Annotated in this window: 14 protein-coding genes and 1 riboswitch; of the genes, 5 read left to right on the forward strand and 9 right to left on the reverse strand. The window is 48.9% G+C overall.

Annotated features, from left to right (window positions below; genetic code table 11):
• Positions 1–16: 16 nt before the first annotated feature.
• Positions 17–793, reverse strand: a complete 777-nt coding sequence (locus tag ACFVRY_RS24245; RefSeq protein ID WP_387502857.1) for an amino acid ABC transporter substrate-binding protein — start codon at positions 791–793, stop codon at positions 17–19.
• A 255-nt stretch (positions 794–1,048) separates the two neighbouring features.
• The gene (locus ACFVRY_RS24250; RefSeq protein ID WP_387502858.1) at positions 1,049–2,743 is read right to left on the reverse strand and encodes an MFS transporter; all 1,695 of its coding nucleotides are present in this window, start codon (positions 2,741–2,743) and stop codon (positions 1,049–1,051) included.
• A 155-nt stretch (positions 2,744–2,898) separates the two neighbouring features.
• Between ACFVRY_RS24250 and ACFVRY_RS24255 the strand changes: the two genes are divergently transcribed.
• The gene (locus ACFVRY_RS24255; protein WP_387502859.1) at positions 2,899–3,516 is read left to right on the forward strand and encodes a TetR/AcrR family transcriptional regulator; all 618 of its coding nucleotides are present in this window, start codon (positions 2,899–2,901) and stop codon (positions 3,514–3,516) included.
• A gap of 82 nt (positions 3,517–3,598) precedes the next feature.
• On the opposite strand, the gene ACFVRY_RS24260 is transcribed toward ACFVRY_RS24255, so the two are convergent.
• Positions 3,599–4,753, reverse strand: a complete 1,155-nt coding sequence (locus tag ACFVRY_RS24260; RefSeq protein ID WP_387502860.1) for a polysaccharide deacetylase family protein — start codon at positions 4,751–4,753, stop codon at positions 3,599–3,601.
• Positions 4,754–5,241: 488 nt separating this feature from the next.
• Between ACFVRY_RS24260 and qoxA the strand changes: the two genes are divergently transcribed.
• Genes qoxA through qoxD form a run of 4 tightly spaced genes read left to right on the forward strand, consistent with a single transcriptional unit; the run spans position 5,242 to position 9,116 of the window.
• Complete coding sequence (gene qoxA / locus ACFVRY_RS24265) at positions 5,242–6,243, forward strand: cytochrome aa3 quinol oxidase subunit II (protein WP_387502861.1); 1,002 nt, start codon at positions 5,242–5,244, stop codon at positions 6,241–6,243.
• A gap of 41 nt (positions 6,244–6,284) precedes the next feature.
• A complete protein-coding gene (gene qoxB, locus ACFVRY_RS24270) occupies positions 6,285–8,228 on the forward strand; it encodes a cytochrome aa3 quinol oxidase subunit I (RefSeq protein ID WP_387502862.1) in 1,944 nt (647 codons plus the stop codon).
• Entirely contained in the window at positions 8,225–8,821 is a 597-nt protein-coding gene (gene qoxC / locus ACFVRY_RS24275; RefSeq protein WP_387502863.1) for a cytochrome aa3 quinol oxidase subunit III, read from the forward strand. Before qoxB ends, qoxC begins: the two co-directional genes overlap by 4 nt.
• A 1-nt stretch (position 8,822) precedes the next feature.
• Positions 8,823–9,116 (forward strand): cytochrome aa3 quinol oxidase subunit IV, encoded by a 294-nt coding sequence (gene qoxD / locus ACFVRY_RS24280; protein WP_175373854.1) that lies wholly within the window; start codon positions 8,823–8,825, stop codon positions 9,114–9,116.
• A gap of 215 nt (positions 9,117–9,331) precedes the next feature.
• Here qoxD and ACFVRY_RS24285 read toward each other — a convergent pair whose 3' ends face one another.
• The 6 genes from ACFVRY_RS24285 to ACFVRY_RS24310 form a co-directional block, all read right to left on the reverse strand.
• A complete protein-coding gene (locus ACFVRY_RS24285) occupies positions 9,332–11,041 on the reverse strand; it encodes a methyl-accepting chemotaxis protein (protein WP_387502864.1) in 1,710 nt (569 codons plus the stop codon).
• 395 nt (positions 11,042–11,436) lie between these two features.
• Positions 11,437–12,126, reverse strand: a complete 690-nt coding sequence (locus ACFVRY_RS24290; RefSeq protein WP_387502865.1) for an ECF transporter S component — start codon at positions 12,124–12,126, stop codon at positions 11,437–11,439.
• The gene (locus tag ACFVRY_RS24295; protein ID WP_387502866.1) at positions 12,099–13,835 is read right to left on the reverse strand and encodes an ABC transporter ATP-binding protein; all 1,737 of its coding nucleotides are present in this window, start codon (positions 13,833–13,835) and stop codon (positions 12,099–12,101) included. The genes ACFVRY_RS24290 and ACFVRY_RS24295 overlap by 28 nt, the downstream gene beginning before the upstream one ends.
• Entirely contained in the window at positions 13,751–14,695 is a 945-nt protein-coding gene (locus ACFVRY_RS24300; protein ID WP_387502867.1) for an energy-coupling factor transporter transmembrane component T, read from the reverse strand. The genes ACFVRY_RS24295 and ACFVRY_RS24300 overlap by 85 nt, the downstream gene beginning before the upstream one ends.
• Positions 14,692–15,771 (reverse strand): DUF4430 domain-containing protein, encoded by a 1,080-nt coding sequence (locus ACFVRY_RS24305; protein WP_387502868.1) that lies wholly within the window; start codon positions 15,769–15,771, stop codon positions 14,692–14,694. The genes ACFVRY_RS24300 and ACFVRY_RS24305 overlap by 4 nt, the downstream gene beginning before the upstream one ends.
• Positions 15,772–15,953: 182 nt before the next feature.
• Positions 15,954–20,570 (reverse strand): S-layer homology domain-containing protein, encoded by a 4,617-nt coding sequence (locus tag ACFVRY_RS24310; RefSeq protein ID WP_387502869.1) that lies wholly within the window; start codon positions 20,568–20,570, stop codon positions 15,954–15,956.
• Between the two features lie 172 nt (positions 20,571–20,742).
• A riboswitch (cobalamin riboswitch) is annotated at positions 20,743–20,942 on the reverse strand.
• Between the last annotated feature and the right edge of the window lie 3 nt (positions 20,943–20,945).

The following is a 20,945-nucleotide window of genomic DNA, read 5'->3' on the forward strand; positions in this document are numbered from 1 at the left end:
TGTACCCGCTCCCTGCCTAGTTTAGCACCTTGTTCTCTCCAAACCACTTGGTGGAAATCTCAGCTGCTGTTCCATCACTGTTCATCGTATCAAGCGCCTTTTGCAGCTCGTTTAGCAGCTCTTCATTACCCTTTTTGATACCTACCCCATATTGCTCCGGTGCTAAAGATTCATCCAGCAGCTTGAAGGTGCCGGGTTCTTTGGACATATAATATCTAGCTACAACCTCGTCAATGACTACGCCAGCCAGACGCGAAGTTTTGAGATCCGTGAGGGCCAGCACATTGTCCGGAAATTCGGAAATACCAGCAACCTTATCCTTAATTGGGTTGGCATCCAAGGCTTCCGATGCAGAAGACAAGCTTTGCAGCCCGATTTCCTTGCCGGCCAGATCCTCCAGCTTAGACAGTGGTGAAGAGGCCAGCACTACAACAACCTGGCTGTTCTCCAGATAAGGCTTCGTGAACAATACCTTCTCCTTGCGCTCATCCGTGATGGTATAGCCGTTCCAGATCATATCAATGCGTCCGCTGTTCAGCTCTGATTCTTTGGCCGACCAGTCGATTGGCTGGAAAGTGACTTCCTTACCCATTTTTTCAGCAGCCGCTCTTGCATAATCAATGTCAAAACCAACAATTTCATTCGCATCATCCCGGAAGCCCATCGGTGCAAATTTATCATCAATCCCGATTACCAGCTTGCCGCTACCGGCTTTACCATTCGACGAAGAGCAGCCCGCCAAGAGCAAAACCGCAGCCAGCGCTGTTATCATCCATAATCCCATTTTCTTCATCTTTGTTCTCCCCCTAGTAAATGAAAGCATCTCTTTGCTTTAATTCGTTAATACGTTATTAGAGTATCATGATAACATAGCCTATGAATGTCGTCGATAGAATTGAGCCCTCGATCTGTGTCAAAAAAGAAAAAGCAGTGCCGCAATCCACTGAGGGAGGCTGCACTGCTTTTATATATAAGATGAACTTAAGATCTGGATGTAAGGCTCGGTCCTCACTTCGGTGGAATGTTTGGGCTTCCGTGTGTATAACTCCTAAAGTTCGTTTCCAAGAGGCTCCTCATTCAGCACGCTGCGCTTCCTCCGTTGATCGCTGAACAAGGCAAAGACGATGCCTGGAAGCAGCAGAATACTCGCAAAAGCATAGGTTCGACTGAAGGCCTCCACTGACGCATCTCGCAACCCACCTTCCGCCTGCTTCATCAGGACTTGAATTTCACTTAACTGGCGCTGTTGGTCAGCCTTGAAGGCAGATCGTTCTTCCTCAGACAATGCTAAGACGGCCTTCTCCAGATCATTGTTAAGCCTTTGTGATATTTCACCACCCGCTGCTCTATTGGATGCGGCAAAACTGCCTGCTTTAACCATAGCGCCGAACTCTTCCCCAAGCCTTTGCTTCACGATCGGCTGTAATACAGCATTCTCACGAATAGATTGCGCAGCATGCTCAGCAGCCGCCCCGATCCTATCATTGAAATTTTGTTGCAACACCGTCACGATGATGGCTACACCCAACACACTCCCAAGGGCTTTCGTCATATTCGTTATTCCCGATGAGATCCCCACCTTCTCTTCGGGGACATTGCGGATGGCGGAAGACATGACCGGAGCCATAACTAGCCCCATTCCCAGCCCGGCGATACCAAGCGTAATTAGCACTTGCGACAGTGAAGCCTCCCCCTGAAGACCGCTCAAAGCATACGTAGCCCCGGCCATCACGGTTACGCCTGCAGCTGCGAACCAGCGGCTTCCATATTTACTCGACAGTGGTCCGGAAACCCCTGAACTCAAGATCGACCCCAGCGCAATCACAGACAAGACCAGACCCGCCTTCAATTCTGTCATCCCCATAATACGAGTCAGGAAAAAAGAAGTAAGCAGAGAGAGATTCATAAGTCCCGCCCCGACAATCAATAAAGTCAGCGCCGCTCCATTAAATGGACGTATTCTAAACAGCGACAACGGCATCATCGGTTCCTTTCCCTTCCATTGAGTTACAAAGAAGAAGAGCAGTACCAAAACACCTGAGGTTAAACGGCCATAGAATGCACCCGACTGCCAGCCATAATCCTGGACTTTAATTAACGCATACGTAATTAAAAACATACCTACCGAAATCCCTGCCATTCCCGCAAAATCAAGTGTGCGTCCAGCCGAGCTGTCTCTGGATTCCTTGATAAAGATAAGAACAAGAATGATACTGAGAATGCCTAACGGCACATTCACCCAGAATATCCATTCCCAGTTCAATTTCTCTGTAAGAATGCCGCCAAGGGCCGGGCCGCTCGCCGCCGCCAGACCGCCTACCGCACCCCAAATCCCGATGATCAATCCATGCATCTCCTTGGGGAAGGTTGTCGTCGTCAGCGGAATCGTAACCGGCACAATAATTGCTCCGGCCAACCCCTGAATGACTCTCAGCACAATCAGCATCTCTAACGAAGAAGAGAATCCAGCGAACAATGAAGCTGCAGTAAAGACGAATATTCCAATCAAAAACAACCTTCTGCGGCCAAATTGATCGGCCAAACGCGATGCTGTGAGGATAAGCGCCGCAAAAGCCAGATTGTATCCATTCATTACCCATGAAATTTGCGAGACAGTCCCTCCGAAATGCTTCGTCATCTCTGGAAAAGCAACGTTAATAATCGTCGTGTCCAACAACGCCATAAAAAATCCCAATACGATAGCTGTAAAAGAAAAAATCCTTTTTGTTCGTACACTCATCATCCTCATCCCTCCAAATAACTGAACTTTGGTTCACATTTCAGATTATATGAACTAAAGTTCATGTTTGTCAATCGAAAATTGAACCATAGTTCAACTTTCGTTGACACGCTAATTTCCCTCTACTACAATCGTTATAACAGGAGGGAATATACGCTATGAAGGACACAGACGATAAAACAAGAACGCCCCAGCAGGACCGGAGCATCAAAACCAAACAAGCCATTGTTACAGCAGCTATGGAGCTGTTTTCAAATAAGGGGTACCATCAGACTAATACCAAGCAAATAGCCGCCGCTGCAGGCGTTTCTACAGGAAGTTTCTACTCTTATTTCACAGATAAGAAGGCTGTGTTTATAGAAGTGCTGAAGTATTATAACGAAGCACTTCTGAGTCGTGTCGATGCTTCCCTTGCGGAGATTAACTTCGACAATTCTGACAAAAAGGCAGTCATCAGCCACCTTGTCGACAGCCTTATTTTATCGCACCAGGTCTATACAGGATTCCATAAAGAATTGTCTATCATGCAGCTTAGTGATGATGAAATCAAGCGATTAATGGACGAGCAATATAATGTTGGACGTCAGATTACACTCGGTTACTTACAGTTAGACAAGGAAGAGGTCAATGTCGCGGATGTAGAAGCGGCTGCCATAGTGGTGTTCGAATCCGTAAGCACGGTTGTGGATGCCGTCGTCTTTTCCAGCCGGAGCATCGCCGCAGAACGCTTAAAATCAGAGCTGGTCAATATGATTGCGAAATATTTATACGATTAATTGTTGTCATTGAACAGCAAAAAGGATGCTCCGCAGCCTACGTTCATGGCCGGGAACATCCTTATTTATTCTGAATTATTGTTTAACGATAGTCTTTCCAGAAGTTATGCGGCTGCATATCTTTAGTGATAATCTCGAAATGATACCCTTCCTTCTTCAGCGTTTCCAGAATTTGTGGCAGCACCTTCAGTGTTGCCTTCTGATCGTGCATCAGAATAATCGGGTTGCTCTGCGACTTCTTCAGATTATGGACCTGACCCATAACGATGTTGTAGATTTTGGCGCTGTTCTCCTTGTACTTCCAGTCGTCTGAATCTACGTTCCAGTCCCAGAGATGATAGCCTTGAGTCAAGACCTTGTCTCTAAACGCATTAGTGAAATAAGGCTTACTGCCATAAGGCGGGCGAATCAGCGAAGTGCCCGTTCCAGTGATTTTCTTCAGAATGGCATTGTCATTGTTCATTTCACCAAGGGCAGCTGCCGGGGAAGCGTAGAACTTCTCCTTGCGGTGTGTCATACCATGCAGGCCAAGGCCATGACCTTCCTTCGCAGTACGCTTAACCTGTTCAGGATAGGTGTTCATTTTCGGACCCAGCATGAAGAACGTGGCCTTCACCTTATACTTCGCCAGGATATCGAGCAGTTGCGTAGTGGTAGCCGACGGTCCATCATCAAAGGTCATGTATACCGTTGTTCCCGGTTTTCCGGAACTGTCAGATGTAGTGGTTCCAGGTGCTGTTGGAGTCTGTGAGCCGGTTCCTGTCTTCGGCTGCAGTTCCTTCTTATACTTGCTAACAAATGCCGCATCATTAAGTTTAGCTGTACTATTCTGCACTCTCAGTAAATATTGTTCAGGCACATAGGAAATAGTATAACCCAGAAGTGCTGAGACCCGTAACGGAACCATGAGCTTGCCACCACGTAAGAAGGTATCCATTGGGACCTTGCTTCCATTATTCAGAGTAGCTGTGGTATGGTCGTTCAATAGCTTGAGCGAAGAGCCCCTGGCATTCACACCGATTCCATCGGACAGTCCATTCAGTGTCCAGCCTAACTCCTGCGCCAAATCGCGCAGCGGAACATAATAAGTATCTTTTACCGATACAGCCTCGATTCCTGTCAGTTTATCATTAACCCCTAACTTCAGGGCTTGCAAGCCAGCGGCCTCACTTTCATGAACCCATCCCAAACTTACAAAAAATGCAATGAATAATAGCAACAACTTTTTAGTAGACACCGGCAGGATCTCCCTATCTATGTATATTTTCTATTACTTTACCATAGATACATAGAATGAAATTTGAGAGATTGTAACCAAGTGCATAAAAAGTTGTTACCAATTAGACACTATATTAAGTTCAAGGTATTTTTTCGAAAAATAGCGCAACTTTCGTCGAATCCTGTCACAGCAATAAAAAAGCGGTTAAAAACCACAAATTTGGAGCAAAATAATTGTGGCGAAATTAGTAACATTAGTGAATTATTGAACAAATTTCGAACAATTAAAAATGTCCACAAAACAGCGTCACTACAATGATCTATATCACATCATTAGTGAGTTGTAACAATTCCAACACAAATATTTAACGATATCGCCATATTTAAGGACGCAAATAGGAAAAATGATAAAATATGTCTTTTGCAATCTACCCTCGGACTTCTTACTATATATAGAGGTTAATGATTTCGGCTAATGATAAGAATTATTGAAGGAAGGAGTTCAACATGAACAAAAAAGGGCCGTTATACGCTTTGTTCCTCAGCCTGATTCTCCTCCTGCCGGGTTGCAGTTCCATAACTGTATTGAACCCGAAAGGTCCGGCTGCAAGAACGATCTCAGACACGATCATCCTCTCCATACTGGTGATGCTCGGCGTTCTGGCTGTTGTCTACATTTTATACATCTTTGTTATTGTGAAGTACCGCGCTAAAAAGAGCAACGAGGGGTACATTCCACCACATGAAGAGGGTAATAAATGGCTGGAGGCGATTTGGATTGCCATTCCAATCATCATCGTAAGTTTCCTTTCTGTGGTAACAGTAAAATCAACAAGCGCTGTAGAGAACGTTGCTGCAGATTATAAAAACCAGAAACCGCTTGTGATTTACGCCTCATCCTCGAACTGGAAATGGCATTTCAGCTATCCGGAGGAAGGCATTGAAACCGTGAACTATGTGAACATTCCTGTTCACCGCGCTGTAGAGTTCAGACTGTACTCTTTCAGCAGTATCACTAGCTTCTGGGTTCCTCAGCTTGCAGGGCAAAAATATGCGATGAATGACATGCTTACAACCCTTCATCTTTCAGCTGACACCGTGGGTTCCTATCTCGGCAGGAACTCGAACTTTAGCGGTAAGGGCTTCGCCCACATGGAATTTGAGACACTGGCCATGCCACAGAAAGATTATGATGGTTGGGTAAAAGATGTTAAGGAAACCGCACAACCGCTGACAGAGGATGAATTCAAGACATTGCTGAAGACCGATTTTGTTGGACGCAAAACCTACTCCTCTACCCACTTAACCTTCAGTCCGCCTCCAGGCAACCATGGTGACCATATGAGCCATGACGGCATGGAAATGGATATGGATAACGGCAATATGGAGCATAAGGAGAACAAGAAGATTCACCCATCTCCAGCGCCTTCTAGTGAGACCATATTTGACGGCAAACCCGATACAGAGGTTCAGCCGGTAGACGAGAGTACACACGAAGGACACCACTAGGCTCAATTGCCAGTGTGAATACCTGAAAGGAGTCATCCCTAATGGATTTGGAAAAGTTTAAGGTTCACGGAGGGGTCCTAATCTACGGAGCTATGGTCAGTATTGCGCTGGCCACGCTGGCGATTATCATTGGACTCACCGTTTTCAAAAAGTGGGGCTACCTTTGGCGCGAATGGTTGACTACAGTTGACCATAAACGCATCGGGGTCATGTATATCCTGGCTGCCCTGCTAATGTTGTTCCGCGGCGGTATCGACGCGCTTATGATGCGTCTACAGACCGCAGCACCAGAAATGAAATTTCTCGACGCACAGCACTATAACGAGGTCTTTACCACGCACGGTCTGATCATGATTCTCTTCATGGCCATGCCGTTTATCATTGGTCTGATGAACGTTATCGTGCCGCTACAAATCGGCGCAAGAGACGTAGCATTCCCACGTCTGAACGCTGTCAGCTTCTGGCTGTTCTTCTTCGGAGCGATGCTGCTGAACATCTCCTTCGTTATCGGGGGATCACCGGATGCCGGCTGGTCCGCATACTTCCCGCTAGCAAGCATTGAATTCAGCCCAACGGTAGGTAACAACTACTACTCGCTCGCGCTGCAGATTTCTGGTATCGGTACAATGCTAACAGGGGTCAACTTCATCGTGACCATTCTGAAGATGCGTGCCCCAGGCATGAAGTTGATGCGCATGCCAATGTTCACCTGGTCTGTTCTGATCACCAACGTTATCATCGTATTCGCCTTCCCGGTGCTTACGGTAGCACTGGCGCTGATGATGTTCGACCGGTTGTTCGGCTCTCAATTCTTTACGATGGCCAACGGCGGTATGGATATGCTATGGGCCAACCTCTTCTGGGTATGGGGACACCCTGAGGTATATATCGTTATTTTGCCGGCCTTCGGTATTTATAGTGATATCATCTCGACCTTCTCCAAAAAGAACCTTTACGGATATACATCCATGGTTGCAAGTATGGTCGTTATCTCGCTACTGTCCTTCTTGGTATGGGCTCACCATTTCTATACCATGGGTCAAGGCGTAATGGTCAACAGCTTCTTCTCTATCACTACGATGGCGATTGCTGTACCAACAGGGGTTAAGATATTCAACTGGTTATTCACTCTCCGAAAAGGGCGAATAAGCTTTACCACCCCGATGCTCTACACCCTCGCGTTTATTCCGATCTTTACGATCGGTGGGGTTACAGGCGTCATGCTGGCCATGGCCAGCGCCGACTATCAGTACCATAACACCATGTTCCTGGTGGCGCATTTCCACTATGTTCTAATTCCGGGTGCAGTGTTCGCCGTTATCGCAGGTTTCCATTACTGGTTCCCTAAAGTATTCGGCTTCCGCCTCAACGAACGTCTTGGCAAGCACGCCTTCTGGTGGATTATCATTTCCTTTAACGTCGCGTTCTTCCCGCTGTTCATTCTTGGACTCATGGGTATGACCCGACGGATGTACACCTACTCGGCAGAGACGGGCTTTGGTCCGCTTAATATGGTCTCCTTTGCAGGAGCACTTGGTCTGGCGATCGGATTTGTCATTCTGGTCTACAATATCTACTGGAGCACACGCTACATGCCACGGGATACCACTGGGGACCCATGGGATGCACGTACCCTTGAGTGGGCGACTAACAGCCCGATCCCGGCCTACAACTTTGCGGTTGTTCCTACCGTAACTGACCGTGATACATTCTGGGTATCCAAGCAGGAGAACATTCCTTTGTTCAAGGAAGAAATCAAGAAGATTCATATGCCTAGTAATACAGGCAAGCCATTCATCCTTGGTGTAATCTTCTTCTTCTTCGGATTCTTCATGGTATTCAGCATGTGGGTTCCTGCGATTGTTTCCGGAGTCGGCATTCTGATCACGCTTTGTGCGATGTCCTTCGACAGAGACCACGGCTTCTATATTCCAGCGAAGGAAGTTATCGCTACTGAAAAGAAACTGCGGGGTGAGACTGTATGAAAATAGATGCGTCCAAGCCGCTTGAATATTCAACAGAAGAGAACAGTAACAAGATTTTCGGCTTCTGGGTCTTCCTGGGAGCGGAAATCGCCCTCTTCGCTACATTGTTCACGGTTTACTTTGTACTTGTGAATCGCTTTGCCAGCGGTCCAAATGGCAGTGAGCTTTTTGAGATTGGTCCCGTACTGCTCGAAACATTCTTGCTCCTGACAAGCTCATTTACGATTGGTCTTGCCATTCATGCCATGCGGCATGGATACAAGAAAGCTATGATGTTCTTTTTCGGGATTACCCTGCTTATGGGTCTAGGCTTCCTTGCTATTGAAATTACGGAATTCTTCACTTATGTTCATGAAGGGGCAACACTGCAAACCAGTGCCTTCCTGTCCAGTCTGTTCGTATTGCTCGGCACGCATGGTGCTCACGTAACCTTCGGGTTCCTGTGGGGAACAGCCATCCTGATTCAAATAAAGCGTCATGGCATCAACCCAGCTACAGCGAACAAGTCGTTTATCTTCTCTCTGTACTGGCACTTCCTGGACGTTGTCTGGATCTTTATCTTCAGCTACGTCTACCTGAAAGGACTGATGTGACATGATGAAGCAACTGTTTCCAATTCGCCATGTGCTGGGTTATATCGCCTCTCTCGTCCTTTCTGCCGCAGCGCTGGCTGTGATCTACCTGGATCTGTCCAGAGCAGCAAACTTGGTAATTCTGGCCGTTACGGCGATCATTCAAGCATCCCTGCAGCTCTTCCTGTTCATGCATATCGGAGAGTCGGCAGATACCAAGAAAGAACTGTATCTCAATATCGCCTATGCCTTGTTTGTCGGTCTGGTAACGATCTTCGGAACCTTATTCATCTTCGTATGGGGCTGGTACGCTTAATTCCTTCTAAAGGAATGGTGGTATAGTTTGAAAGTTAATAAGGAGTGTCCTACAAGCCGTGAATGGCTTCTGGGACACTCCTTTTTGTTATATAGGCTTGAGAAGATTGAAGATAAGCAGAAAGCCGCGATCCCCCTTATTGGAGAATCGCGGCTTTAGTATTTCTTGTACTCTTATTCTTATATGAGGTTATATTGCATCGCTCGGTTCGTGACTTATAACTTAAAGCTCGCGAGGCTCTTCTGCAGATCCTCTGCCAAAGTCGCCAGGTACTGGGCTGAGGCTGACATCTCCTCCATTGCTGACAGCTGTTCCTGACTGGTTGCGCTTGTCTCCTGAATGCCCCCAGCCCCTTTTTGCGAGATGGCATTCACCTGCTCCATAGATTCCGTTACGCCTTGGGACTCCCTAGAGATATGCCCAATCGAATCCCGGATCTCCTGCGTCTGCGAAGCAGCATCCTGTATAGAGCTTTGAATCTCGTCAAAGGCCCCGGAGACCAGCTTGCTCTGGCTTACACCGTGGGATACAATCAAGGCCCCTTGAGCCATAGATTGTATTGCTAGCTCGGTCTGCTGCTGAATGTGTGTAATGATATCCGTGATCTTAAGAGAGCTGCTACCGGTTGCTTCCGACAACTTCCTAATTTCTCCGGCGACTACTGCGAAGCCCCGGCCATGCTCACCAGCTCTAGCTGCCTCGATAGAAGCGTTGAGTGACAACAGGTTGGTCTGGCTGGCAATCGCGTTGATCGTTGTAATAATGGTGCTAATCTCCTCGGATAGACGTCCAAGATTGGTAACAATCTCCTGGCTCTCCGCCACACTGGTATCAATCTGGACCATCTGATCGATGATTTCAGCTACTGCTTCCGCGCCGCGGTCTGTCGAGACGGCAGCTACATCCATGAGTGATGCCATCTCATAACTGCTGCGCTCTACCGCTGAAATATCCTCTCCCATGGACTGCACAGATTGAGCGGTACGAGTAATGCTGCTAACCTGCTCATCAAACCCGATGGCTATCTCACTTGAAGTTTCAGCAATCATCTGTGAAGCATGAGCCGTCTGTGCGGCGCTGGCACTCATCTCTTCAGAAGAAGCAGATAACATCTCTGCACTCTCCGAAACGGATTGCATCATCTTTCTCAGACTCCCTACCATACTGTTGAAGGAACGGCTGATAATACCGATCTCATCTTTGGAATCATATACAGCCGTCGCTGTCAGGTCTCCCTCTTCCGCCCGCTTCATTAGCCCCTGAAGCTGTTTGAGCGGCACAGTAATCAAGCGAGTAATAATTACACTAAGTGCAACGCTGATCAACATAATACTCGCAATGAGGATACCATTCAGCAGTTTAAAATTGCTTGCATTTACTGCTGTAGAAGTTTTGTGGGCTTCGGCTTCTTTAAGCAGCAAATCTACCATATCATTTAGTACTGAAATAATTCGCTGCCGGGATTCACTGAACTCCTTTCCGTTAAACAAACGGTAGGCTTCGGCATTCAAGTTATTGTCGCCGAGATGAAGAATGTTCTCCCGCTGACTCCGATAGTCTGGAAGTAAAGAAGAATACTCATTCATTTTAGCGGTGATTTCTTCATTTTTAAAAGATACAGTCTTGAGTTCAGCAAAAAGTTCATTATTCGTTTTCATCGTGGCTTGGATACTGTCTGACAGTTCCTTACTCTTCCCGTTTACTTCTGTAAGCATATTCTCCAGAAGATAGGAATCAATCGCCCGTGAATTCCCACGGAGTTGGGTGACGATTGAGATCGGTATCAGATTCTCTTCATAGGTTTCTTCGGAGCGTTCTGCCATTCGATCCGTGGTGATGATCCCCAGAATACCTACGGCAATCTGCATGGCAATGACAAGGATCATTAGCAGTGTCATTTTTTGTTTCACTTTCAAATTTCTCATTATCCCATCCCGCCTTCTTGGTGACTAACTATCCTAATTATCGGCGAAAACCGTCAATTTCTTGATGTTATATTTGAATAATTTGTCGAAATTAAATATTAGTTGTCGGTTGGTGTCTATATAAAATTGAACTTAGGAATTTTCATGGGGTTAGGTCTCCATTGCGGGAAACGTTTGGACTTCCGGCCGCTGTTGTCTCCAGATTTCTTTAGATTGTACCGCTATTCGCGGGTAAAATCCGGAGAGCTTATGCTTTCGAGGCGAGCTTTCCTACGGAAAGCTTTCAGGCGGTCGCTTTCGCTCCTTCAGTTCCAAACCTTCCCTCCATTCCGTCCCCCTTATGCTAAATTTTTAGTTCAATTATATAAAGCAAAAAAGGAGGAGCTAATAGTAGTTCACTCCTTTTGCAATAATCCATATTTTTTGCGAAAACGCTCCAGCACTTTGATCCAGCCCCCGGCAAGCAGCGACAGAAAAACTACATTGGACACCGCATGGGCCAGGTCAAAGTAAAAGCTCGCGATATATGCCGACACGACCAGCTTCCAGCTAAACGCATCCGGCAGACTGATCAAATACCAAATGTTCATAATCCAGCCGAACAGGAAGCCCCAGACAAAGCCGAAGATAAGCATTCCTGTCCTTTTACGCATCCACCAGGTTCCCCGCAGCCAGCCGGCCGTCAGGCCGATCATCCCCCAACAGAACATCTGCCAAGGTGTCCAAGGACCCTGCCCGAAGTAGATATTGGAGACCAGCGCCGCTACCGCACCGATGATGAATCCCGCTTCTGCACCAAAGACATAGGCAGAAAGAATCACGATAGCCGATACCGGCTTGACACTGGGCAACGCAGCAAAGGGGATACGACTGATCGCCGCTACCGCTGACAGTACGGCGAGCAGCACCAGTTCCCGCGACTCAATCGGCCGACGCTCCAAACCTGCAAACAGCGGGAACAGCGCAGCACCCAGCAGTACCAGACTTAGCAGAATATAATGACTGTCCTTGATTGCTGCTGTCAGCGCCAGGGCAACGATAAATACAGCCAGGGCGATCAGGACCGGGAAACGAAAGCGGGCCATTGCCGGGTTACCTCCTCTACCGTTAAGGCTTGCGGCAGCCAGTCCCGCACCATGCGGTTCACAGCTGTCGTGTAGAAATAATTAGCGCTGAAAAAGGTCTCCGGCGCGCCTTCTGCCGTAATCCCGCCATCAAACAACAGGGTGCAGCGGGTCGCATAACTCGCCGCAAACTCCACATCATGGGTAACGACGATAATACTCTTACCTAGTTCCCGCAGGCGAAGCAGCAGATCTGCCAGTTTCTCTTTGGCCACGGGATCAAGTCCCTTGGTCGGCTCATCCAGCAACAGGATATCCGGTCTCAAGAGCAGCACCATCGCCAGAGCCAGTTTCTGCTGCTGACCTCCGCTGAGATCATGGGGATGACGATCTAGCAGCTCTCCAAGCTCAAAGATATCCAGTAGCCCATCGATTTCCTCCTGAGCCTCCGTAGCGCTTAGGCCGCCGTACTCAGCCATCTGTCGCAGTTCCTCCCGCGCTGTATCCTGGCTAAAGTATAGCAGCGGATTCTGGGCCAGATATCCTGTAGAACTGCCCTTGGCCAGCTCTATACGTCCCCGCTGCGGTTTCGCCAGCCCATTCAGGAGATGAAGCAGTGTAGACTTACCTGCACCATTACCGCCCAGTATAGCTAGAAGCTCACCCCGGAAAAGACTCATAGAGAGTTTCTTCAGCACCTCCGGACCTTCCTTCTCATAGCGGAAGGTAATCTCTCTGGCCTTCAGTATCTCTTCCGCCAAGGCAGATTCCCCTGAAGGTCTACCTGATGGGATGGATGAACACTGGCTACCACCAGCCTCTACGGACACTGAATGATGTTCAGCAAACGGACGGGCACCTTCTCCTTCACGATCTGTACGCCACTCTCTTTGCAGCCACTGCTTGCCCTCACGAACGGTCAGAGGGATGGAATTAGCGCCTTCCAAAGTCGCTTCAGCAGTCAAACCAAGATATACCCGTGTTGCAGCGGGAAGATACGCTAGATCAGATGGGGAAGCTGATCCTCCGCCAAGCTTCACAGCAATTTCACGCGGAGTTCCTTCGGCCTTCAACTTGCCATCCTCCAGCATCAGTACACGGTCCGCCAGTGGAAGAACCTCTTCCAGACGATGCTCGCTAATAATCACTGTCACAGACATCTCCTCGTTCAGGCGATGCAGCATTTGGATGAACTCACGGGCGGCAATCGGATCTAGCTGTGAGGTCGGCTCGTCCAGCAGCAGCACCTTCGGCTGGAGAACCAGAACGGAGGCCAGGTTCAACAGCTGCTTCTGTCCACCGGAAAGCTCATGCACCGGCTTGTACAGCAGCGGCTCCAATCCGAACAGCCCGGCGATTTCCGCTAGTCTACTACGCATTACCGGAAGCGGATAACCCAAATTCTCCATAGAAAAAGCCAGCTCATGCCAGACCGTATCCATCACGATCTGAGCTTCCGGGTTCTGAAATACCATCCCGATCTCGGCAGCGACCACCGGAGGTGACCATTCCCCCAGCGGCAGTCCCCGATAGCATACAGTACCGCTACCAGTACCCACCGGAGTCAATTCCCGTTTCAGATGGCGCAGCAGCGTGGTCTTTCCACAACCTGAGGGGCCGCATAGCACCACGAACTCGCCCTCCCTTATCGTGAACGAGAGCTCATGAAGCGAGTTCCGGGCTTCATCGGGATAGCGGAAGGATAGCCGGTCCGCTGTGATGATCTCCATATCCATTTCTCCTTTCCTTCCAGCCCTAACGGGATCAGTACAAACAGGCAAAAGCTTGCGTATACAACCGCTTCCTGCCAGGTATATTCCAGCGGCTTCAACCGCGGATAAATCTGCATCGTACCATAACCTTGCAGCCAGCCCAGCAGTGGAATCAGGCCACTAACTCCCAGCATCAACAGGACGATAATATCCTGCCGGTCCATCTTATAGTTGACATAACTGCTGCGTTTGCTTACTCCGTAGCCACGAGCTTTCATAGAGTCAGCCGTTTGCAGGGCTTCCTCCAGCGACCAGGTCAGGAGAACCTTCAGCAGCGTCATTCCGTCCTTCATTCTTTTGCGAACACTACCTTTGCCAGTATCAATACCTCTTGTTCGCTGGATCTCCGTAATCTGGCGGAGCCGTCGTTGAAACAAAGGCACAAACCGGAGCGACATCAGGGTCAGCAGGGCGCTTTTAGGGGCCAATGAAGAGAATAGATACATAAATTTGTCCGTCGTTACTGTGTAGTTGTAAGACACAAACACAATAAGGATCGTCAGGAGCACCAGCATCATCATCAGGCCATACAGAATCGCTTCCAGCGTAACTGGCTGGTCCATGAAATAAAACAGGATATTGGAACCTCTATGTGAGAAAAAAGGATTAAGTACAGCCACAGATCCTGCCATCAGCAGGTAAAAAGGCAGCCCGCGCAGCAGGGTCTTCCCCTGTCCTTGCAGCAACAATAAACCCAGCACACCAATCAGTTCCGTCATTAGATATACGGGATGAAACAGCAGCGCTGCGAACAGCACCAGCACGGCATAATACACAATCGCTACAGTAGGGTGCATGGAGCGGAAGCCGCTACTCATGGAAATTGGGCTCCCAAGTCCTTGCCCAGATTAAGTGTGTACAACCACTCGATCACATCGCCAGGCTTCACCTCATAGATTCCTGCGCTTTTATCCGGAAACACCCCATTCACCCGGTACATCCAGCCACTTTCCGAGCCTCTATCAAATTCATACAGGTTGTCGATACCTTCCACATAGGCAAAAGCTTTCGTTCCGCGGTATTCCATCTGCACCTTGTTCTTCCGCGTAATCCGCTTTAACAAGTCCAGCACGGTGTCGCCCTTCTCTACTTCCATAGCTACCGGGGATAGAATGGCCCCCAGCTCCTTATCGCCCACAATGGAAATCGTGGCCGTAGTTGCTGCATCCGGCTTTTCCACCGGCGCTACAGCAGCCGGTTTGGCCGTAGCCGACGGCTTCGTCGTCGGCTTGGCTGTTGCCGCCGGCGCTGTGGCTACGGCGGTCGCTGCAGGCTTCGCCGATACTTTCGGCGAAGCTGTGGACCCCGCTGCTGGCGCTACGCTTGCAGCGGGCTTGGTTGGAGCCGCCATGGCCTTAGCCGGCGGCGAGGTTACGGGCGCTGCTGCTGCAAGCGCAGCGCCTTGCTCTGACGGCGCGCCTGCCGAAGGGGCCGGCGACGCTTTGCCGCCAGCCGGCGCAGCAGCTGCTGCCGGCGGCGGGGTCTGCTGCGGGCCACCAGCCGCAGCAGCGTTATCTGCGCCGGTGACTGCGGAGCCGGCGGCAGCACCAGCGGCAGCGGGGCCTGGAGCGCCGCCTGTATTCGCGGCGTTACCCGCACTACTGCTAACAGCACCGTCAGTATTTGCAACGTTACCGGCACTGCTGCTGAGAGCGCCGCCTGTATTCGCGGCGTCGCCGTCAGTGTTACTGCCACCAGCACCACTATCGTTAGTACTGTCACTGGTGTTATCACTCTTGACAGCTTCGCTATTCTTGCTATCTTTGTCATTTATGTGTGAGGCTTGATTGGACCCCGAGACTTGCTGGTTCCCGGATGAGCATCCAGCGACCAGCAGCACTACGGTCAACAGCGCAGCTACAAAAGCAAGCCAGCGCTTGGAATGGTTGGACATGAACCTGAGCACCTCCATAGAATAACGCAGGTTGGCTGATCTTACAGAACGGCACCCGCTACTTGCAAGTGATGTACAAAATTTAATTAGAAAAGGGAAAAGAACGAGGGCACTACTTCTCCCCCGTTCCATCATTTACACTATATGATCCAAAACATTTTTTCAGACACTACCCGAAGATCCTAAGGCAGTCTTACCGCAACCACCGCCGCCATTTCTCTGGTTACTGGTGCGGATGGGTCAAACGATCCGCCAAAGCCAGTCATGTACCCCAATTCAGACACAGACTGTACAGATCCCAGTGCATACATGCTGATGCTAACTTCATCTTTGAAGCTTGGCTTATTCGCTGGAGCTTCAAGCTTGAAGGCTCTGGCAATCATCACAGCCATGTCCTGACGCGTAATCGTGCCGTTCGGATTGAAGGCCGTCTTGCTGACACCATCAATGATGCCAAGCTCCTTCGCCTTGATAACATCCCCGTAGTACCAAGCCCCTGGTTGTACATCGCTGAATACCGAAGCTGAGGAAGCATCTGCAGGCTGGTTACCTGTCAATCGGATCAATAATGCTGCAAATTGCGCCCGTGTAATGTTAGCTTTTGGTGCAAATACAAGACTGTCAGCACTTACTCCCTGCATCAGTTTGTTGTCATATGCGGTATGCACCGATTTCAGAGCCCAGGCGGAGATTTGCCCTTCGTCAGCAAAAGTCACGCTTGGAGCCGGAGTCGTAACCACCGGTGTAGCAGTGAAGCTGTACAATTTGTCCTTTTCATTCAAGAAACGGTCGTAGGCTACTAGTGCTAGTAACGCCTGTTCCGTCGCAATACTATTGCTGGTCTTGTCACTCAAAGCATGCGCATAACCGCCATCACCTTGTCTGAACGTCGCCAGATTGCTCAGCAGACCACCTTTAGCTTTCACAAAACGCGGATCGTTAAGACCTGTGCCCACAGCCGTCAGGGCAATTATCACCTGCGAGACGCTTTCGCTGTTCTCAGCGCCGTACGACTTGTAACCGCCGTTCTCCAATTGCTGAGAGGAGAGCCAGCCGAGCGCTTTGTCGATGGCCGCTTTTACGAGCGCTTGATCCTTGTAATTAGACAGGGCCGTTACAGCCATAGCAGTAATATCAATGTCAGCAGCACCGCCAACCGACAACGGGAAGCCGCCTTCCTTCGTTTGTTGCTTGATAAGCCAATCCACTAGGCGTTCACGTGTCCACTGCGCATTTGCAGGTACATTGTAAGCACCACTGTCCAGTGCAGTCAGGGCGAAAATCACGCCGTTGCTGCCTTGAGCCGTCATGTTAGCATTGTTGTAAATTTTCTCAATCAAATTATAACCGCTGATGCTTTGCGGATCACTGCCCAGAGCCGCTGCAGCTAACGCAATCCGTTCATAATCGGTCACTTTGCGGAACTCGCCTTTAGCCTCAGCCAGTTGAGCTTTCAGGCCGCTCAGGTATGAAGCTGGCACTGTGTTGCCAGAGCGTACCAAACCGATGGCTTGCCAATCACTGATTGCTTCTGCGGATGTAATGTATTTTACAGCCCCGGCAATATCTTTCTTAATTTGATCTTGCTGTGGCTCCCATAGACTGCGGTCAATGACTGCATAGTCGGTAAAGTGACTAACTTTTCCTGTAACAATGCCAGTCTTCGCATCTACCGTAGTCGGAACTGGAATCCACTGATTTGTGGTCTTGTTCAGCCATGCTATAACCAAATTAGCAGGGTAATTTGTAGTCATTGGTACTTTAATCGACAAATCTACCGGTTTAGCGAATTTGGTACCATCCGGTGTAAATTCATACAAGCCGGATACCAACTCAGCACGATTTGAGCTGAGTTCTTTTACGTTGATCGTGACCGCAGTGGACACGGCACCCGCCGGAATCTTCAACTCCACCTCGCCGGCGCTGTCCTTCAGCATTGCTTCCGCGCCTACAGCAATCGCCTGCGAGATCGACACTGTATTTGCAGCCAGGGCTTTCTTAAGCTCAGCTGCTTCTGCCGCTGTCATTTTCGTGCTTGAAGCGCTAACCGACGTGGTCTGTCCTACTTGGTTCACCGGCAAGGTATTGTCCGGCGTGATGACCACAGCACCACCAGGCCCCGGTGTAGTGCCCGGTCCACCTGGAGAAGGAGTCTCTTTATCGACTACAGGTGCTCCCAAGTCTTTGCCGAGATTGGTCGTGTAGCGCCAGGCAACGGTATCCCCATTTTCAAGGGTTGTGTATACGCCTGCACTGTAATCTGGAAACACTCCATTTACAGAATACATCCAGCCACTCTCTGGTCCACGGTCAAATTCAGCCAGTCCAGCGATGGATCTTACATACAAGGTCGCTCCGGAGCCTGTAGCAATAACTTTGCTACCCAACTGGCGAACCAGCAATGAATATGGTGTATCACCTGGATTGAGGGTTACCTCTTTAGCAGAAACAATAGTACCTTTGATAGCATCCCCCTCTACCAAAAAGTTGACTGTTTTTTGGGTAGGGATCGGCGTTGAAGGATCACTGGTTTTGTTAACCGTCAAATTTTTCGTTGTCCGGACTACCGTTGGAACAGCATTTTGACGATATCCTGTTACTTCAATAGTGTAGCTGCCAGCTGCTTTTCCAGAAGCAAAGTTTGCTTTACCTTCCGCATTAGTGGTAGCTGCTTCGCCAGCAATGCTGACTTTTACTCCTTCAGCCGGAATAACAAGGTTTTTAGGTACATCTTCGCTCCAGTCCGTCACATCTTTGGAAACGGTAATTGTAAAAGACTGCCCGGACACCGGGGATGCCGGATCTACTTTAATGGAATTGATGAGAGAGGTAACCCCGTAATCACCGTAGTAAAATACTACCTCTTGTCCTTCTTGAAGTTCATAATCTGCTGCGCCTACAAATGGAGAAACCCACTGTCCGTCTTCTTTGACGGCGAACATCCAGCCATCGTAACCACCGTAACGTTTTTCTGCTATTCCATTGATGGAAGATACATATCTGCCATAATCACTATCGGTAATCTTCAACGGAATGTTGTTCGATTTGGCCAATTTTTGCAAGGCCTGTAGAGCATTTGTAGCGGTCACTGATCCAGCCTTGATAGGACCTTCCGGACCCTCAATGCTTACTGAAGCTTGTACTGCAGGATTAACCTTCAATTCTGAAGTTGTGCGTACTACGCTTGGAACCGCGCCTTGGCGGTAACCCGTTACTTCTATAGTATAGTATCCCGCAGCTTTTCCAGAAGCAAAGGTTGCAAGCCCCTCAGCATTGGTCGTTACCGTCTCTCCATCTATAGTAACCTGCACTTCCGCTGCCGGTATACTGCTTACCTTTGGTTCACCACTGCTCCAGTCCGTAACATCCTTGGACACCTTAACCGTGAACGCTTCTCCAGATCCAGGTTTAGTTGGATTAGAAGAAACTGAATTTATTAAAGAAGTATCCGAATAATCGCCGTAAAAGAACAGTACCCGTTCACTCGTCTGAAGTAAGTACTCACCCGCACCTACTTCTGGAGTAATCCAATGTCCATCTTTGGATACAGCAAACATCCAACCATCATAACCATTATATTTTCCTTGTGAAATACCATTAACAGCTGCTACATACTTACCGTATGAACTGTCTGTAATTACCAGCGGTATATGATCTTTCTTCGCAAGTTCCTCCAGAGCCTTCAACGCCGTAGGAGCCTGTACTTCTCCTTGTGCAATCGGTCCTTCCGGTCCTTCGATCGTTACAGAAGTCTGAACTCCCGGCTGCTGAGAAGGCGGCTGTCCGAAACTATAGAACGTTTCCCCTTTGAGGAATAATTCATAGGAGATCAGCGCCTGTAGGGCCTGCTCCGTCGCCATTGCATTGGCGCCTCCGGTAATTACATGACGGAAGCTTCCATCAGATAAAACAAAGGAAAGCAGCTTATCGACAAGGTTTACCTGTCCCTTAGTGAAATCTGGACCTGTCGGATCAATCCCCGCTGAAGTTAATCCGATTATAGCCTGTGCTACAGTCTCACTGCTGGTGTTATATCCACCGTCAGCTTTCTGCTTGAGCTTCAGCCATTGAATTGCACGTTCGCCAGCAGTCTTCACTGCCGGTACATCGGCATGCGCAGCCAAAGCGTTCAGTGTCATAGCCGTCAAATCAGGATCGCTCGTCGTACCAAAGCCAAATCCTCCATCTGCGTTTTGCTTGGAGAGAATCTCAGTTAAAATCTTGTCTTTAGTCCATCGTGCATCATTTGGAATGTTATATTTACCTGAGTCAATAGCCAGTAGACTGTAAACGGGACCATTGATACCCTGATTAGTCATTCGCTCGCTATTATAAATACGTTCAATTAGATTATAGCCCGTGAAATTGGACGCATCACGGCCAATCGCGGTTACTGCAAGTGAGATCCGGGCATAGTCAGTCACATTTATGTATGTCCCGTTTGCAGTTTTTACCTTATTCTCAAGATTAGTGCGGTAGCTGTCGGGAACCTTAACACCATTGCGTCCCAGCCCGATAGCATCCCAATCAGATAAATTTCCTCTTTTCAAAACATAATTGGTAGTGTCATATACAGCTTTTGCAACACCTACCCGTTCTGGCTCTCCCGCAGCAAACGCCGCTGCGCCGTAGGTAGCATCTGTTACGCTAGTTTCTGTGATTCCTTGATCAGTAAGGCTTTGCTGTGCTTGGGCGAAGGCTTGTCCTGCCGGTACCAGCGAAGAGCCAAGAATGGAGATGACCAGCAGGAGTGCCAGTCCAAGCGCAAGCGCCCTTGATGATAACATTCTTTTCATCATGAACCTCTTTTCTTTATAATTTTGGTTTATGCTGGAAAACAAACAACATAAAAACCGCCCTAACATGAAGGGCGGTCGGAACAAACTTGGCTTGAGGGCAGATTGAACAGGGATTTATCCCCAAAAAAATATTCATCTGCATCTGGTTCCCGGCCTCACCCCCCGAAGGCATGGGAACACCTTGAAAAAGGCAGGTTTCCTGGCTCATGCCTCATCGCTTCTTTCCGCCTTCCCGACTCCTTTATAGGACCAGTGGCATTTGAAAAGTCGCTCCGCATCTACAGTGGCGGGACCGCGCCGGATTTTGAACCGGTCTTCCCTTTTAAGCAAACCCAGGCTTTCTGAGTCTGCACCTTCTCCATTAACTAGACTATT

It is taken from the genome of Paenibacillus sp. NPDC057934, from assembly GCF_042887565.1.
In the GTDB taxonomy this organism is placed as follows: Bacteria; Bacillota; Bacilli; order Paenibacillales; family Paenibacillaceae; genus Paenibacillus_AQ.

What these genes read in the sequence shown, in the direction of transcription:
- qoxA (WP_387502861.1), top strand. Translation starts at nt 5,242, where the DNA reads ATGAACAAAAAAGGGCCGTTATACGCTTTGTTCCTCAGCCTGATTCTC.
- ACFVRY_RS24300 (WP_387502867.1), bottom strand. Translation starts at nt 14,695, where the DNA reads ATGAGTAGCGGCTTCCGCTCCATGCACCCTACTGTAGCGATTGTGTAT.
- ACFVRY_RS24285 (WP_387502864.1), bottom strand. Translation starts at nt 11,041, where the DNA reads ATGAGAAATTTGAAAGTGAAACAAAAAATGACACTGCTAATGATCCTT.
- ACFVRY_RS24255 (WP_387502859.1), top strand. Translation starts at nt 2,899, where the DNA reads ATGAAGGACACAGACGATAAAACAAGAACGCCCCAGCAGGACCGGAGC.
- qoxD (WP_175373854.1), top strand. Translation starts at nt 8,823, where the DNA reads ATGATGAAGCAACTGTTTCCAATTCGCCATGTGCTGGGTTATATCGCC.
- ACFVRY_RS24295 (WP_387502866.1), bottom strand. Translation starts at nt 13,835, where the DNA reads ATGGAGATCATCACAGCGGACCGGCTATCCTTCCGCTATCCCGATGAA.
- ACFVRY_RS24290 (WP_387502865.1), bottom strand. Translation starts at nt 12,126, where the DNA reads ATGGCCCGCTTTCGTTTCCCGGTCCTGATCGCCCTGGCTGTATTTATC.
- ACFVRY_RS24305 (WP_387502868.1), bottom strand. Translation starts at nt 15,771, where the DNA reads ATGTCCAACCATTCCAAGCGCTGGCTTGCTTTTGTAGCTGCGCTGTTG.
- ACFVRY_RS24310 (WP_387502869.1), bottom strand. Translation starts at nt 20,570, where the DNA reads ATGATGAAAAGAATGTTATCATCAAGGGCGCTTGCGCTTGGACTGGCA.
- qoxC (WP_387502863.1), top strand. Translation starts at nt 8,225, where the DNA reads ATGAAAATAGATGCGTCCAAGCCGCTTGAATATTCAACAGAAGAGAAC.
- ACFVRY_RS24245 (WP_387502857.1), bottom strand. Translation starts at nt 793, where the DNA reads ATGAAGAAAATGGGATTATGGATGATAACAGCGCTGGCTGCGGTTTTG.
- ACFVRY_RS24250 (WP_387502858.1), bottom strand. Translation starts at nt 2,743, where the DNA reads ATGATGAGTGTACGAACAAAAAGGATTTTTTCTTTTACAGCTATCGTA.
- qoxB (WP_387502862.1), top strand. Translation starts at nt 6,285, where the DNA reads ATGGATTTGGAAAAGTTTAAGGTTCACGGAGGGGTCCTAATCTACGGA.